General features: G+C 45.1%; 15 protein-coding genes. 8 read left to right on the top strand and 7 right to left on the bottom strand.

From position 1 onward, the window contains the following. Nucleotides 1–349: 349 nt before the first annotated feature. The 4 genes from ABL924_RS01885 to ABL924_RS01870 all read left to right on the top strand — a co-directional run bounded on the left by ABL924_RS01885 (nt 350) and on the right by ABL924_RS01870 (nt 4,232). Nucleotides 350–1,840, top strand: a complete 1,491-nt coding sequence (locus ABL924_RS01885; RefSeq protein WP_349025365.1) for a NarK family nitrate/nitrite MFS transporter — start codon at nt 350–352, stop codon at nt 1,838–1,840. A 10-nt stretch (nt 1,841–1,850) separates the two neighbouring features. Continuing rightward, a complete protein-coding gene (locus ABL924_RS01880) occupies nt 1,851–3,581 on the top strand; it encodes a bifunctional protein-serine/threonine kinase/phosphatase (RefSeq protein ID WP_349025364.1) in 1,731 nt (576 codons plus the stop codon). A 123-nt stretch (nt 3,582–3,704) separates the two neighbouring features. Next, a complete protein-coding gene (locus ABL924_RS01875; protein WP_349025363.1) occupies nt 3,705–4,025 on the top strand; it encodes a hypothetical protein in 321 nt (106 codons plus the stop codon). 51 nt (nt 4,026–4,076) lie between these two features. Continuing rightward, entirely contained in the window at nt 4,077–4,232 is a 156-nt protein-coding gene (locus tag ABL924_RS01870) for a hypothetical protein (protein ID WP_349025362.1), read from the top strand. 125 nt (nt 4,233–4,357) lie between these two features. Here ABL924_RS01870 and ABL924_RS01865 read toward each other — a convergent pair whose 3' ends face one another. From ABL924_RS01865 to queG, 6 genes are all read right to left on the bottom strand, one after another. Next, nucleotides 4,358–5,047 carry an iron-containing redox enzyme family protein gene (locus ABL924_RS01865; RefSeq protein WP_349025361.1) on the bottom strand — a complete coding sequence of 230 codons (690 nt, stop codon included), beginning with the start codon at nt 5,045–5,047 and terminating at the stop codon, nt 4,358–4,360. A gap of 3 nt (nt 5,048–5,050) precedes the next feature. Next, nucleotides 5,051–6,007, bottom strand: a complete 957-nt coding sequence (locus ABL924_RS01860; protein WP_349025360.1) for a GNAT family N-acetyltransferase — start codon at nt 6,005–6,007, stop codon at nt 5,051–5,053. After that, complete coding sequence (locus tag ABL924_RS01855; RefSeq protein WP_349025359.1) at nt 6,004–7,119, bottom strand: DUF3419 family protein; 1,116 nt, start codon at nt 7,117–7,119, stop codon at nt 6,004–6,006. The genes ABL924_RS01860 and ABL924_RS01855 overlap by 4 nt, the downstream gene beginning before the upstream one ends. Beyond that, nucleotides 7,088–7,489: a type II toxin-antitoxin system VapC family toxin gene (locus ABL924_RS01850; protein WP_349025358.1), complete on the bottom strand. Its 402-nt coding sequence runs from the start codon at nt 7,487–7,489 to the stop codon at nt 7,088–7,090. Before ABL924_RS01850 ends, ABL924_RS01855 begins: the two co-directional genes overlap by 32 nt. Further along, nucleotides 7,486–7,710 carry a type II toxin-antitoxin system prevent-host-death family antitoxin gene (locus ABL924_RS01845; RefSeq protein ID WP_349025357.1) on the bottom strand — a complete coding sequence of 75 codons (225 nt, stop codon included), beginning with the start codon at nt 7,708–7,710 and terminating at the stop codon, nt 7,486–7,488. Before ABL924_RS01845 ends, ABL924_RS01850 begins: the two co-directional genes overlap by 4 nt. Before the next feature lie 433 nt (nt 7,711–8,143). Next, nucleotides 8,144–9,223 (bottom strand): tRNA epoxyqueuosine(34) reductase QueG, encoded by a 1,080-nt coding sequence (gene queG, locus ABL924_RS01840; RefSeq protein ID WP_349025356.1) that lies wholly within the window; start codon nt 9,221–9,223, stop codon nt 8,144–8,146. A 39-nt stretch (nt 9,224–9,262) separates the two neighbouring features. Between queG and ABL924_RS01835 the strand changes: the two genes are divergently transcribed. The 4 genes from ABL924_RS01835 to ABL924_RS01820 all read left to right on the top strand — a co-directional run bounded on the left by ABL924_RS01835 (nt 9,263) and on the right by ABL924_RS01820 (nt 12,857). Further along, a complete protein-coding gene (locus tag ABL924_RS01835) occupies nt 9,263–10,726 on the top strand; it encodes an NAD(P)H-hydrate dehydratase (protein WP_349025355.1) in 1,464 nt (487 codons plus the stop codon). Then, entirely contained in the window at nt 10,726–11,133 is a 408-nt protein-coding gene (gene tsaE / locus ABL924_RS01830; protein WP_349025354.1) for a tRNA (adenosine(37)-N6)-threonylcarbamoyltransferase complex ATPase subunit type 1 TsaE, read from the top strand. Before ABL924_RS01835 ends, tsaE begins: the two co-directional genes overlap by 1 nt. Nucleotides 11,134–11,270: 137 nt before the next feature. Then, nucleotides 11,271–12,491, top strand: a complete 1,221-nt coding sequence (locus tag ABL924_RS01825) for an N-acetylmuramoyl-L-alanine amidase (protein ID WP_349025353.1) — start codon at nt 11,271–11,273, stop codon at nt 12,489–12,491. Nucleotides 12,492–12,557: 66 nt separating this feature from the next. Beyond that, a complete protein-coding gene (locus ABL924_RS01820; RefSeq protein WP_349025352.1) occupies nt 12,558–12,857 on the top strand; it encodes a hypothetical protein in 300 nt (99 codons plus the stop codon). Between the two features lie 307 nt (nt 12,858–13,164). Here the strand turns inward: ABL924_RS01820 and ABL924_RS01815 are convergent, their stop codons facing one another. Next, entirely contained in the window at nt 13,165–14,940 is a 1,776-nt protein-coding gene (locus tag ABL924_RS01815; RefSeq protein ID WP_349025351.1) for a di-heme-cytochrome C peroxidase, read from the bottom strand. Nucleotides 14,941–15,049: the final 109 nt, after the last annotated feature.

The following is a 15,049-nucleotide window of genomic DNA, read 5'->3' as shown; positions in this document are numbered from 1 at the left end:
TTAAAACGGTGCAATAGGCTCGCTCGTGGTGCATGTTACCGTTTATCGCAGTGGAAATCCCATCACATTTGGTGCAGAGGAACTACCTAGCAAGATTGCTTTGATGATTATTTGAGCCGTAGGTTAAACCTGTATTTTTTTGATGGACTTGTTAGCTTCATGCCTGTGAGTCGCGTGTATTTTGGAGTGCAAACCTAGGTTTGCAACTCCGTTTTGTCAAATCGGATACAGGTTTCGCCATCTGCCATTATTTAAAACGAAGCGATGTAAAAAAAATACTCCCTACAAAAATGGCACGGCTATTGCTTATTCTTCAATAACACCACTTTAATTAGGAAGGCTATCCGAAATGTCATCACCAAAACTGAACCTGTTCTCCTTTTCAGGAAATATCAAAATCCTGCACATGACCTGGATGGCGTTCTTCATCAGCTTTGTCGTGTGGTTTAACCATGCACCGTTAATGCTGGCGATTGCCAAAACCTTACACTTAAGCCAGCCGGAAATAAAAACCATCCTGATTTTAAACGTGGCGTTGACCATTCCGGCACGTATTATTATTGGAATCCTGGTGGATAAGTTCGGCCCTAAACGAACCTATTCGACTTTACTGGCGTTAGGCAGTATTCCTTGTTTTATGTTTGCTACGGCAGATAACTTTCAACAATTGGCGCTTGCCCGGTTTTTAATGGGCTTTATTGGCGCAGGCTTTGTGATAGGCATCCGCATGGTTGGTGAGTGGTTTCCAGCCAAGCAAGTCGGGATTGCCGAAGGCATTTACGGCGGCTGGGGCAATTTTGGCTCGGCGGCAGCGGCGATTGCTTTGCCGTCGCTTGCCCTAGCCTTTGGTGGTGACGAAGGCTGGCGTTATGCGATAGCATCCACTGGCGTTATCGCTCTGCTCTATTCCGTCGTGTATTTCTTCAGCGTGACAGACACGCCCAAGGGCTCAACCTACTTCAAACCCAAAAAAGCGGGAGCTATGGAAGTCAGCAGCATCTGGGATTTATTCTTTTATATAGCGATGAATATCCCTTTGTACGCAACCTTAAGTTTGCTAACTTGGAAACTGTCATCATCTGGGGGCGCAAACTATACCAATCTTTTATCAGACATGGCCGCCATCTTTATCCACATCGGCATCTGGTGTTTGTTCGTGTATAACGTGTACAAGATCATCCATGTCAATGAGGAACACCTACAAAAACCGGTTGCAGAGATTCACAAATACAAATTCAAGCAAGTTGCGGTTTTGGACTTGGCTTACATGATTGCTTTCGGCTCAGAACTGGCTGTGGTGTCGATGTTGCCGATGTTCTTCTTTGAAACCTTTCATGAATCACAAAGTATTACGATGGTCGAGGCAGGATTGCTGGGTGGGAGTTTTGCCTTTATTAACCTCATTGCCCGTCCCGCTGGCGGCTGGCTTAGCGATAAATTTGGCCGCAAAGTGTCTTTGTCTGTTTTTATCGCAGGTATGTCAGCAGGTTACTTCATCATGTCGTTCATAGATTCGGAGTGGTCGATTCCGGTTGTCGTATTGCTTACCATGTCTTGCTCTTGCTTTGTGTCCGGCGGCTGCGGCGCGGTATATGCCATCGTGCCGTTAATCAAACGCCGTATGACTGGGCAAATCGCCGGTATGGTCGGCGCTTATGGTAATGTCGGTGGAGTATTTTTTTTGACAATCTTATCGCTTGTCACTCCATCGGTCTTTTTTTTGGTGATGTGCGCTGTTGCATTAGCCGTACTGGTTACCGTCCAATTTATCGATGAACCAAAAGGCCACATGGCAGAAGTCCTGGAAGACGGGACGGTTGAGATGATTGAGTTGAGTTAAACTATCGGCTATGACTACACTCAAAGCCAGCGTTGGCTTTGCTACCGATAAGGGTATCAAAGACGATAACGAAGATTTCGTCGGTGCCATTATCTCTAACGAACCGCAACTGACCCACAAAGGCATCGTCGCCGCGATTGCTGATGGCATGAGCGGTAGTGATGCTGGAAAACAGGCAAGCCAAGCCTGTGTCGCAAGCTTCCTAAACGATTATTTCAGCACACCGGATTCCTGGTCGGTTAAGCAAGCTGGGCAAAAGATTCTTTCCGCCACTAATTCCTGGCTGTATAGCCAAGGGCAAATCCGTTATCAATCGACCAAAGGCATGGTCAGCACCTTAAGCATCATCGTTTTAAAATCCACCACTGCCCACCTCTTTCATGTAGGTGACTCCCGAATTTACCGCTTACGAAAAGGCAATCTTGAGCAAATCACCCGTGACCATCGTATCTGGATTTCCCAGGATAAAAATTACCTTAGCCGGGCGATGGGCATAGAACCCAGGCTGGAAGTTGATTACAAATCTTTGCCGCTAGAGCAAAACGACCTGTTTTTGATGACCACCGATGGAATCCACGATTTTATCGACGACAAAAGCTTAAAGAAATTGCTGAAAGAAGGCGCCGATCTGACTTTGCTTGCCGAGAAGATTCTGCAACAAGCCAAAGCCAATAACAGCGATGATAACCTGACCTGCCAATTGCTTAGGGTTGAGGGTTTACCAGACGCAAAAGAAGATGAAATCCTTCGCCGCCATGCCAACTTACCGTTTCCACCCCCGTTGCAAGCTGGCGCAATGCTTGATGGTTATCGTATTGAAGAGGAATTACATGCCAGCAAACGCACCCAGATTTATCGTGCTTTGGACACCCAAACCAATACCCAGGTCATCTTAAAAACGCCGTCAATACTCTATGATGACGACACCCATTTCATTGAACATTTTCTGCATGAAGAATGGGCTGGAAAACGGATTGACCATAACAATGTTTTAAAAATCATCACAACTGACCGCCCCAAAAGCGCAGTGTATTACGTTACCGAATATCTGGAAGGACAAACTCTCAGGTCTTGGATGAGCGCAAACCCCAAAGCCGACATCATCACGGTTAGGAAAATAGTAGAACAAATTGCCAAAGGATTGCGAGCCTTCCACCGCAAAGAAATGTTGCACCAGGATCTTAAGCCGGAAAACATAATGTTCGACAAGAACGGCGTGGCAAAAATTATTGACTTTGGTTCGGTTAAAATTGCCGGTATTGCCGAAATTACGCCCATTGACCTTGATGGAGAAGCCAATATTCTTGGCACATTGAATTACACTGCGCCCGAATACCACCTTGGGCAACGCGGCACAGTAAAATCAGACCTCTATTCCCTAGCAGTGATTACCTACGAAATGCTCAACGGCAGTTTAGCTTTTGGTGAGGATATGCCGGAAAAACCCAGCCAAGGTTATCTTGCCAACTTACGCTATGTACCTAGTTTTCATAACAATCCAATGGTACCCATCTGGATTGACGGTGCGTTGAAAAAGGCCACTTCAATTACGCCAGGATTGCGTTATGAGGAATTATCGGAATTTCTATATGACCTTAATAACCCCAATCCTAGCTTTCTGCGTTCTGAAGATAACATCCCTTTACTACAACGTAATCCCTTACGGTTCTGGCAAGGTTTATCCGCGATTCTCATCATTATTAACTTGGTCTTGCTGTATTTGGTAGCATCAATAAAATAGCGTAGTTGGTCAGAAAATGAATAAAATCACTTTATCAGAACACTTATCTGATTACAGATTTGACCACTCCAAGCCAAACTTCCCCAAGTATTTCCGCAAACGCTCAGCGTCATTCGTGCTACCATGTTGTGTGCGGGACACGGCAAATTAGTCGTCGTCCGGCTTCTGACAGGCTTTTACATTCCTTGCATATGGCAAGAACCGATTGTAGTTGCAAGATGTGTTGCTACCACGACAGCGACTTTAATGTGGGTTCTCGTACCCACGGACGAGATACTTTTCTTTGGCAGAAAAATACTCCTGCATTTTTCTGCCAAAGAAAAGTATCCAAAAGAAATCCGCCCGATGCCGCTTGCTTCCTGCGCTTCTCGCATTTATCGGGGTTTGCCAGAAAGGACATCCCTGTCCTTCTGGCAAAGTGCGGCATCCCTGCCGCACCCCTAACGGGCTATTCCCGATAAATGCTCCGATGCTCGGCGCGGCATACGGGAAGGTGTGATTCTCGAAGGATTGTGGATTACGACTTCATGGATGCAGGAGCAATTGCCGATACGCGCAAAATCTTTTAATTTTCAAATAAGTAAAGGCTTTCAGCGCGTCGTAATCCACCAAAGCGAAGCCCACACATTCGGCGGGTTACGCCCCGCATGAACGCCAGTAATTGTTTAGGTGCAATGTGTTTGCGCGGCTAACCACGCCCTATGGCTAACCCACCGTACCGAGGTGCTAGAATCAAGCTGCGTGCCGATAAAGCCGATGACTACTTTTTGTTTCATTTATACAGATAAATCGAATAAATCTGTATAGAGCCTGTTAAAAATATAAGCGCCAAGTGCCAAACCCTGTTCAATGTAATAACGGCGTTGCGGGTCATTCCACTGGGATTCAATGACGACAAAGAATTCCTCGGCATGTCTTTCGTCAATATCGGCATGAAGCTTGTAATGCACAAGCTGATCTTTTTCAACCCAACCGTTTTGCACGACGGCTTTACCAATAGTAGCCGAGATGTCTGCGAAGACAAATTCGATTATGCCCATGCAGGCGATACCAACTTCAAGTTCATCTAATACACAAGAGGCGGTCAATACACTGTTGAAAGCACGTAAGGCAGGACAGAGTGGTTGGTCGTTGATATGCTCGGGATTGCTCCCTATAGATTTTAAAAACTGCTGAAAAGTGGTGTGATGAAAGAATTGTTCTTGAAATTCACCATGTTCCTCGACCAAATTATGAAGTATATCAAGTCGATTTTGCGGGTCTGGAATACGCGCAACCAAAGCCGACATGGGTCTCGGAAAAAAAGTGACCGCCCAGAAAAATTGCTCCTGCGTTTGTCGAAAACGGTCTAGCGACATCGTACCGTTGGTAAGAGACTCAAAATAGGGGTTATGCCGAATGTCGTATTTCTTGAGTACGGCGTCAGCAGCGGCGGTGACGAACGGTGCGCGACTGGTTTGTTTCATGATTTATATCTCCGCAGTGTTTATGACCCATGAAAATTTTTTTTCAAACCCAATACCAAAAACGGTTGCTGGTGCAACAATGATATTCCAATCTTTGAGTTCTTGAAGGAAGTGATTAGCATCGGATTCTGCAATTGCCACAAACAAACCTGAATGCCTGGTTTTTGTCGCAAGATGGCAAGCAACTTTTAGCAACTCAACGCCAGAACGCAAATCCTTGAAGGCGAAATAAGATAAATGTGCATTACACATTTCGTTTCCGTCATTAGTTATTAGTCGTTTGGCTTTGCGGGTATCTTCAAGCATAGCGCACGCTTGCTCATTCGAAGCCGTAAGCCACATAGTCTCCATATCAGAACGCAAATCAGAATCTCCGCCTATACACGCATAACTACCCAAACTTAAACGACCCAAGCAGACGCTGGCTATTTCAACGTCCGATTGATGTTTAATAAGGTTTTGTGTATTGGCTGTTGGTGCAGGTAGAGTGACTTGCAACACCTTAATCTTTGCTATCTCCTGAAACAAGGGAATCCCTAGTCTCCCCGTATATTGCGGTGGAATTGCAGAAGTGCCATCCATGACTACACCAAAGGCTGTTGTGCCTCGTTTTTTCACCCATCGTTCTGCTGCTTGGGCTAGTTTGATAAGGATACGGCCACGGTTCGATGCTGGATCGATTTTAAGATCACCGATATAGGCCGTCTGCTTGATCTCGCCATTGGGCATCAGTATTTTTCGATGTGCCACACTGATAACACCAATCACGCGCGCCCCTGATTCTGCAACAAAGCACATTGCATCATCCCCTATTGCTCGAAAAAATCGCGGATAATCAGTATGGTGTTGAATGTGGAAGCATCGCCCTATCCCCAAAGGATAGGCAAATTGCTGTTCAAACCGTTTCAAGGCACGGCTTAGTTCAGTGTCAGGAGCGGATTTAAGTTCATGTACCCTCATCGCTTCCTGCCTAAATGTAAAGCGCGATAAAAGAAACTGCGATCACCCGAATGCAATTGTTGTGCTTCCGCTGTGTGCCAATCAAACATAGAACCCAGCTTTGGTATGTCAAGGGATGAATTGAGTTGGCGTATCAGCACCCAACCACCGGGTTTTAATGCTTGTTGCGTTATATCTAAAGTGGATATTGCTTGCGCTTCCGATAGCCAATCAAGGATATTTGATAACTGGATAAAATCGAAAGAATCTGGCTGATCTTGCAAGGCATCAATCATAAATTGCTTACGGTAAGTGATTTCCGGCAAAACAACGGGTCCTGGCTTACTCAACCAGGGACAAAGTTCTGACTCAGGGTAGCGACCATAAAGCATTTGCCATAAGTAAGGATTATTTGCCGCGGGAAGGGCAGTAAAGGCATGACGAATTCTATTTGCAAAATGCCTTGAAAACGATTCCACTGGATTTAATGTAGCCTCCGTACCAAAAAGCTGCACTAGGTTTGGCAAAGCCATAACTTCATCAAGACTTTGGTCGAGCAATCGGCCAAATGCCGTCTTTGGTGATACCCTGCGACTTTGCTCAATGGGATCAGACAGCAATAATATGTCAGCAAGTTCGTCGGCTTGTACGCGCACAGCTTGCTGAAAAACAGCAAAGAGGCACTCATAACGTCCTGAGTAATCAGGTCCTACTCGCGCCACAAAGTCCAATGACCCTATAGCGTCTTCTGCCAAGCCAAGCATACTCAATTCTAGTGCCAGCAGATTTTTTCTTTCTTGAGTAGGCATTGGCCTATGGCCCAAGATAGCCAAGCGATCAGCAATATCGTAACTCTGTAATAACCGTATTTTAAGCCGCGTTAATGCAAGTTGAGATGGGTTTGGATCGATTAGCTGTAGATGTGCAACATTGGTAAGCGTAGCCAGTAAAGCAGCCGTACACCCGCCTGAAGCGATCAGCGCAATTGAAGCGTCTTGGCCTAATCGCCTGAGTACCCATTCATCAATAAGAGCATCTTCGCGCACCTGCGCGAAAGCCACTGGAAGATTTTTTGCTTCGCGCACCCAGAGAGGTAAATCGTTATCGCCGCGCATCATAACGCTCAACTTCACTATTCCAATCCAAAATTGCTTGGTCAGCAGTCAAGAGAACCGCTCCCTTTAGCTGCGTTGTCGCCACGATAATCCGGTCTGCCGGGTCGCCGTGCAGGTCAAGCTGGGCGGCGACGATGCCGATTTCGCCGTCAACGGGAATTTCAACCAGCCCCAGGCGCAACAAATCCCGTCGCCATGCCGCTGGCGGCAGCGACATAGTCATTCGCCCCTTGGCGACGAGCATGGCAACTTCCCAGAATGAGATCGCAGATACTGCCAAGCAACCTTGCTGCAAAGCTAGGTCGGCACGTTGGCGCGCCTCAGAGCCGAGGTTTGGGTCATCCTGGTCTAGCCAGATTAAGGCGTGGGTGTCTAGCAGGACGGTCATTCCGCATCCCACGGCTCACCCAATGGCGCGATTATATTCCCAACGATACTGATCTTGCCCTTATGGCAACCAACGAGCGTGTTCGGTCTTGATGCCACAGGGGTAAGCTGCGCCACGGGCTGGCCGTTCTTGGTGATGACGATAATATCGCCAGATTCCGCCACTTCATTCATCAGTTGTAAACATTTGGCCTTGAATTCAGATGCCTTGATGGTTTGCATGATATTATCCCTATATGACTATAGGCATGACTATAGTCCTTATGTTATAAAAAATCAATCAAACCATTTACGAGATATTTTTATACTTATGAGAATCTCTAATAATCCCCTCTCCCAGAGGGAGAAGGAGTTTTTTGAATTTTTAGAGATTCCCTTATTTATCATTTTGAGACCTTTGCACGACCCCAAGCCCCAAAACGGGTAAAATTAAGTCTTTATTAAAGACCGAGCAACACAGTCATCATATCCTGGAAGAACCTAGCCCAAACCAGTTAGATTGCAAAATTTAATTGCACTAGGCTGGTTGTGCAGAGGTCTTCATAATAAGGTTTGTTTATGTCGTAACACTCCCCGATTGAGCTAAAAGGTGAACCCATGTGGAAACTAAAAGCGAAAAAATGGCCTAACTTTCACACCTTCAAGACAGGAGTATTCAAGTGGATGCAATTATAATTTGTTGATTCAAAGCCCATTTAACATGCTCCTGCACTAATTCTGATGGATACAGAAGCTTCGATTTTAGTGCTTCAATAATAGCATCAGATTTTGGCGCATTACCTAAAGCAACGGCAATATTTCTCAGCCAACGTTCATGGCCAATGCGGCGAATCGCCGAACCTTCAGTTTTGCTCAAAAATTCCTGCTCAGTCCAAGAAAACACCTCCAGCAGCTCTGGAGTATTTAAACGATGCCTTGGACTAAAATCTTTTTCATGAGTCAGGTTGGCAAAACGATTCCAGGGGCAAATGAGCTGACAATCATCACAGCCATAGATACGATTACCTATTAGCGCCCTTAACGGTTCAGGGATCGAGCCGTGTAGTTCAATGGTCAAATACGATACACAGCGCCGCGCATCGACCTGATAAGGCCCGACGATGGCTTGGGTTGGGCAAATGTCGAGGCAAGCACTGCACACGCCACAATGTGCTGTGGCAGGGTTGTCGACAGGTAAGGGCAGGTCGGTATAAAGTTCACCGAGAAAAAACCACGATCCGGCTTTACGGTTAATCAGGTTGGTGTGCTTGCCTATCCACCCTAAGCCAGCTTTTTCTGCCAAGGCTTTTTCCAATACTGGGGCGCTATCGACAAAAGCGCGGTAACCAAAATCGCCAACTTCAGCATAGATACGGTCGGCTAACTTTTGCAAACGGGTTCGCATCAATTTATGATAGTCCCTGCCTAGGGCGTAGCGGGCAATGTAAGCGGTAAGTGGATTTTCAAGTTCACGCCACATGGCTTTGCCAGGCTCAGGCAAATAGTCCATTCGTACTGAAATAATACGGCTTGTGTTTGGATGTAATAGCTCAGGTCTGCTACGCTTATGCCCATGCCGCTGCATGTAATCCATAGTGCCGTGGAAGCCTTTGGCTAGCCAGTTGTCAAGATGGGTTTCGGCTTTCGATAGATCAGTGTCGGTAATGCCAACTTGCTGAAAGCCGAGTTCCTGTCCCCAAACTTTGATTTGTGCGGCGAGGCTGGTCATTTTTTCAGGATTGTCTGAAACCACCATGTTTTACCTAAGATAATATAAGAGATCATTAAAGATACCATGCAGAAACTACCAACAAAACTTTATCGGGCTGCTCAGGTTAGGGAATTGGATCGTATCGTGATGACGGAATGCGGTATTCCTGGGATTGAGTTGATGAGCAGGGCCGGAAATGCCGTCTTTAGGCATCTTCGAATCAAGTGGCCGAATGCGAAGACGATCAGTGTTTTTTGCGGTTCTGGCAATAATGCCGGCGATGGCTACATTATAGCCGGACTGGCAGTGGGCGTAGGTTTGAAAGTGATTGTTTATGCGCTTTCTGATCCTGAAAATTTAAAGGGCAACGCACTCATTGCTTATCAAGACTACATCAAAGCCAAAGGCACAGTTACGCCATTTCAAGCTGATATGGTTATTAAGGCAGATGTGTTGGTTGATGCATTGTTTGGGACGGGACTGAGCAAACCCGTTACTGGGGTGTATGAGCAAGCCATCCGTAATATTAATAAAAACCAGCCTAATGTGATCGCTGTTGATGTGCCGTCTGGCTTAAATTCCGATACTGGAAATATCATGGGTTGTGCCGTAAAAGCGACCTGTACCGTGACTTTTATCGGCTTGAAACAAGGCTTATATACGGGATTGGCAGCAGATTATTGCGGTGAAATTATTTATTCATCCTTGGCTGTGCCAAAGGATGTTTTTAAGAAAGTTGCAAGCAACATTTATCGAGTAGTCAAAAAAACCTTTCCGCAACGCTCCCGTTGTACCCATAAAGGTGATAACGGACATGTGTTGATAGTAGGCGGAGACCGTGGCTATTCGGGTGCAGCTAGAATGGCTGGCGAAGCGGCATTGCGCGTGGGTGCCGGTCTGGTAAGTGTCGCGACGCATACCGAACACGCTGCATTATTGAATTTGGGCAGGCCGGAATTAATGTGTCATGGCGTGGGCAATGCAGAACAGCTATCGGCATTACTCGATAAAGCCAATGTTATTGTCGTAGGGCCAGGATTAGGCCAAAGTAAGTGGGCGGCAGAATTGTTTATTGCGGCGATAAAATCATCAAAAATGTTGGTCATTGATGCTGACGGACTTAACCTTTTAGCTCATGTCGCTGAAAAACATGCCAATTGGATATTAACACCCCACCCTGGCGAGGCTGCGCGGTTATTACAATGTGCCACCGCTGATGTGCAGCAAGACCGCTACACTGCCGCTGCTGCTATTCAATCTAAATATGGCGGTATTGTTGTACTTAAAGGCACTGGAACCTTGATAGCTGGACATGATGATATTGCTGTATCCACAACGGGAAATCCTGGTATGGCATCGGGTGGAATGGGCGATGTGCTTGCTGGCGTTATTGCAGGCTTGATCGGACAAGGTTTTTTACCCAAAGATGCGGCGCAACAAGGCGTGTACCTGCATGGCATGGCGGCTGATTTAGCAGTTAAGCAAGCTGGCGAACGGGGTTTGTTGGCCAGTGATTTAATGCCTTATCTTAGGCAATTGGTTAATTGATGCAAAAGTTTTTGCAGAACACCAAGGAAACCGAGCAATTTGGAGCCGAGCTTTTTCAATCATTAGTGCCCAACAGCCTGATTTTTTTACATGGTGATTTAGGGGCAGGCAAAACGACCTTGGTGAGAGGTTATTTACGCGCCGCAGGTTACTCAGGAACCGTCAAAAGCCCTACTTATAATTTGGTGGAGGAGTACACAATAGGGGGGGGTAAATTCTATCATTTTGATTTATATAGGCTTACTGATCCAGAAGAGTTGGAATGGATAGGTATTAATGATTATTTCAATCACGCCAACGTTTGCTTTATCGAATGGCCTGATAAGGGCAAAGGGTTTTTGCCTGAACCTGATGTAGTGATTACCTTGACTGTAAAGGAGACTGGACGGTTAGTGGAAATACGTTAATTTTGTGAGCAATAACAAGTTTTGTAAAAATATTTCTCATCTAGCTATTTAAAAACAATAACATATTGCTATAATCTAATTCAGATTATCACTTTGTGAGTTAGCTTATGTGGCGCGGTTGTAAGAAAATATTTCTTGTGTTTATCTTCCTGGTATTTTCAACGCTGGGGTATGGTCAACAAATACACGTTGATTCAGTACGTTACGCATCTGAGACTGGTCGCGCAAAGGTAATATTTGAGGTAACATCTTCCCCTAAGCACCGTGTTTTCGTACTCGACAATCCATCCCGATTGGTTATTGATGTCAAAAATACCCAAGCAGATCAAGGGTTAGGTCAGCCTTCTGCATCTCATCCCTTGTTTGCACATGTTCGTGCCGCCGCAAAAAATGACTCTGATTTGCGGATAGTGATTGATTTAAAACAAGCTATTACCGCAAAAAGCCATAAATTGGCTACAAATAACTCAGATAACCAACATTTAGTTATTGATTTACTGAATAAAAATTCGGGAAATAGTGTTGATAAGGTTAAAAAGACTTCAGAAAAACTCGCTTATAGCAAACCAAGTAACCTCGATGAACAAACTGAAACAACGACAAAAACGTCCAATTCCAGAAGCAAACATGCTGTAAATAAAAAACAGCGCTTTGTGATCGCTATTGATGCGGGTCATGGCGGCGATGATCCAGGTGCAAGAGGGCCAAATGGCACACATGAAAAGCAAGTCACTTTAGCCATCGCAAAAAAACTCGAAGCGTTAATTAATGCACAGCCTGGAATGAAGGCAAAAATGGTGCGTAAGGGCGATTATTATGTCGGTTTACGGGAAAGAATCAAAATTGCCCGCCTAGCCAAAGCCGATTTGTTTATCTCGATTCATGCTGATGCTTTTCAAAATGCTGAGGTAAAAGGCGCTTCCGTCTTTACTCTGTCCAGAAACGGTGCTTCAAACGAAGCAGCTCGATGGTTGGCAAATAGCGAGAATGCCAGGGAGAAGGTAGGTGGTGTTAATCTGGATGATAAGGAGGATGTGCTGGCATCTGTGCTGCTGGATTTGTCGCAGACGGCAACTCAACAAGCGAGTGTAAGCCTTGCTGGTAACGTGTTGAAAAATTTTCAAAACATAGGTTCTTTACATTACAGTACTGTCCAGAAAGCCGGTTTCGTAGTGTTAAAATCGCCCGATGTTCCATCCATTCTGGTCGAAACAGCTTTCATTTCGAATCCATCGGATGAGCTTAATTTATTAAGTGCCCGTTACCAAACAAAAATGGCCAATGCCATTTTTAACGGTGTACTCAATTATTTTGAACAGTTAGAACCCTCTGAAACCAACAGAATGGCAAAGCTTTAATAATGCCCTGTTAAGGTTTCAGGTATATTGTTATACAACCAGCTATAAGCCAATGGAGCTAAGTTAATGGATATAAATACTATTTTAGAGATAATTAAAACCAATCCAGCCTGTTATTTTATCGCAGGTCTCGCGTTAGGCTATTTTTTACGCGGCTTTGTTCTGCATGGCTCTGTGTCCGATTTCCGCGGCAAACGACCAAGTCGCTATCAACCCAAAAAGGCTGATGTTTCTGTTAAAAGGGCAAGTGCAACCGCAGATGCTAACGAGCCTTCCTTCGAGTGGGCTGACTCGACAGTGAATGCTTTTACATCACGGCGGCTTGGCAGTATTTCTTTAGATCAGCATGGTAAAGAGTTTCAATAGCTCGGGAATAATCGGTTGTTTTAAGTTTTAGGCATCTCAGTATTCGATAGCTATGTCGAAGTACTTGCTAAGGTTTCATGAATAGTCACAATGTACCGTTCCTAGAACTATCGAAAATATTCACAAAAAGAGATCAAACCAATTTTCAATCGGCACGGTTGGTCAGTTTTATTTCGGTATCAACAGGCATTGCCCACTGTACTTCACATGAAGCCCAATTCTGGGCTTCATATCGCTCCGATTTCTTCCACAGCATTTAAGCGATTCAACGGATCGAACATGTTGATTGGATCTAAGCTGTTTGTAGTCATAAAGTCTTCAAATATTCCAGTAAAGCATCCAGCTTGTCAGGATGTTCTGCCAAATCTTGAGTGCCGTATTCATGGCCAGCATTAGAATTACCTGGCAACGAAACATCAAATGAAAAGCCACCTAAATCCTTGAAGCCTGCATCATTGGGATCATATTCCCGGCTACCGACTTGAAAGATTTTTTGCCGTTGCGCCGCAGGTAATAACAATTGCCGCAACGTTCTGACCGAACCGTTGTGTAAATAAGGCGCTGTCGCCCAAATTCCGTTTAAGGGCCGCCCTTTATAAACTAATTGGTTAGGAGTGGGGTTGATCAAATGAATATCTTCAGCGACTTTTTTAAGTGTTTCCCTAACGGCTTTAGAACCAACCAGTTCCTGCATTTGCTCAGCCTTATTGGATCTACCTGCATTGACAGCTCTTACTGTCTCGGCAGGATGTGCAAATAAATTTTTGGCAATGGTGCCAACCACTGAATAATTTAAAAACTCAACACCACCCCCCGTTTTTCCAAAAATATCAGTGCTAGGAATATATTTTTTTGAACGGTGACGTAGTTTCCCGCTTTCATACTCAATGTTAGAGAAATTGGAGGTCATTGCCGGGTCGGTTTTCAGTTCAGTTAGAGGTGTTAACACGGCTTTGATTCGCCGATTGGGGTCATCACGACGAATATCAGCATGGCAGGAAAGGCAATATTGTTCAAAGGCTTTCCGCCCAGTTGCCAATTTGGTTTCATCAATTTTCGGCAATAGTGTTGCTGGCCACTGCGGTGATTGCAATTTCCAGAGCAGATTTTCAAGTTGGCCTAAATGGGGAATATTGGCAGAACTGTGATGGCCAGTTAATAGAAAAGGGTTGGTGTTAAGGTTTAGGCTTGCAAAAACCCCTAACACTTCGCCCACATTACGGCCTAAAGCACCACCGCCTTTATTGGCGACACTACCATTCCATTGCACCCTATCATGTTGCGGAGTGTCCCATATAAAAGGATAACTGACGGGAGCATTGGCGGGGTGGCGATTGCCTGGGATGCCCATTGCTGTTGTAGTAATGGTGTTGAAAATGGCACCGATAGCATCCAGACGGGCAAAACCGTAAGGTGAATCGCCAGCATTCATTTCATTCCAGACTTGGCGAATTTGGGTGATGTCTTCTAATTGCGATTTGAGTTTATCTTTAGCGCCTGGGTTAGTATAACTACCAGCCAAAACATTTTTTGCAAAGCGTTCGAATTTTTGGTCGTCAGTTATGGTTGTTTGCATGGCCTTAACTAAGGTATGCATGAAGCCTTCGATATCGGCCATCGTTGGAGCACCGTCAATCAACACCTTATGCCCCTGGAATTCAACTTGACCTGTATGGCAAGCAGCACAGGTTACACCTAGCCAGTCTTGGGATATTTTTTCATAAGACGGATTATTTTTCGCCGTGTCCTTGGTGAATCCGATAGGCAAACCATCTGGATTCAGAGCGGTTTTTTTCTGCGGGAGATAGCGAAAGCTATCCATGTGTGAATCATCGACAAACAACTTCGTGCTATTGGGCTGTTCTAGGAACAAAAACCATTGGTAAGGGATGATCTGTGAGCCTTGCGAGAGAAACCAGAACTTTTGTTGTTCCTGAGCATTCCAGTTTTGACAGAGTGTTACCTCGCCCGAAAAAGCACCCTCAAACGTGTTGGGAGTGCAATTCTCTGCATGTGCAGCTAAAGGATTAAGTAACCAGAACAAGATTCCGAAAAAAGCTCGGAGTAGATTTAATGTTTTCATCTTCATTCCTCCAATCAAAGGTTGCAGTATTAGGACTTCCAGCAACATTAGCAAGGTATTAGTTCACAGCAATGCTGTGTATTATTTAACAGAAAACAACACCGAATTT

The sequence above is a fragment of the Methyloglobulus sp. genome (assembly GCF_040079455.1).
In the GTDB taxonomy this organism is placed as follows: domain Bacteria; phylum Pseudomonadota; class Gammaproteobacteria; order Methylococcales; family Methylomonadaceae; genus Methyloglobulus.
Note: the sequence above shows the minus strand (reverse complement) of the source record. Positions and strands in the feature narration are given on the sequence as shown.

Excerpts from the sequence above, each read along its gene's own strand:
- ABL924_RS01885 (WP_349025365.1), top strand. The coding sequence starts at position 350 with ATGTCATCACCAAAACTGAACCTGTTCTCCTTTTCAGGAAATATCAAA.
- ABL924_RS01880 (WP_349025364.1), top strand. The coding sequence starts at position 1,851 with ATGACTACACTCAAAGCCAGCGTTGGCTTTGCTACCGATAAGGGTATC.
- ABL924_RS01875 (WP_349025363.1), top strand. The coding sequence starts at position 3,705 with ATGTTGTGTGCGGGACACGGCAAATTAGTCGTCGTCCGGCTTCTGACA.
- ABL924_RS01865 (WP_349025361.1), bottom strand. The coding sequence starts at position 5,047 with ATGAAACAAACCAGTCGCGCACCGTTCGTCACCGCCGCTGCTGACGCC.
- ABL924_RS01860 (WP_349025360.1), bottom strand. The coding sequence starts at position 6,007 with ATGAGGGTACATGAACTTAAATCCGCTCCTGACACTGAACTAAGCCGT.
- ABL924_RS01850 (WP_349025358.1), bottom strand. The coding sequence starts at position 7,489 with ATGACCGTCCTGCTAGACACCCACGCCTTAATCTGGCTAGACCAGGAT.
- ABL924_RS01845 (WP_349025357.1), bottom strand. The coding sequence starts at position 7,710 with ATGCAAACCATCAAGGCATCTGAATTCAAGGCCAAATGTTTACAACTG.
- queG (WP_349025356.1), bottom strand. The coding sequence starts at position 9,223 with ATGGTGGTTTCAGACAATCCTGAAAAAATGACCAGCCTCGCCGCACAA.
- ABL924_RS01835 (WP_349025355.1), top strand. The coding sequence starts at position 9,263 with ATGCAGAAACTACCAACAAAACTTTATCGGGCTGCTCAGGTTAGGGAA.
- tsaE (WP_349025354.1), top strand. The coding sequence starts at position 10,726 with ATGCAAAAGTTTTTGCAGAACACCAAGGAAACCGAGCAATTTGGAGCC.
- ABL924_RS01820 (WP_349025352.1), top strand. The coding sequence starts at position 12,558 with ATGGATATAAATACTATTTTAGAGATAATTAAAACCAATCCAGCCTGT.
- ABL924_RS01815 (WP_349025351.1), bottom strand. The coding sequence starts at position 14,940 with ATGAAAACATTAAATCTACTCCGAGCTTTTTTCGGAATCTTGTTCTGG.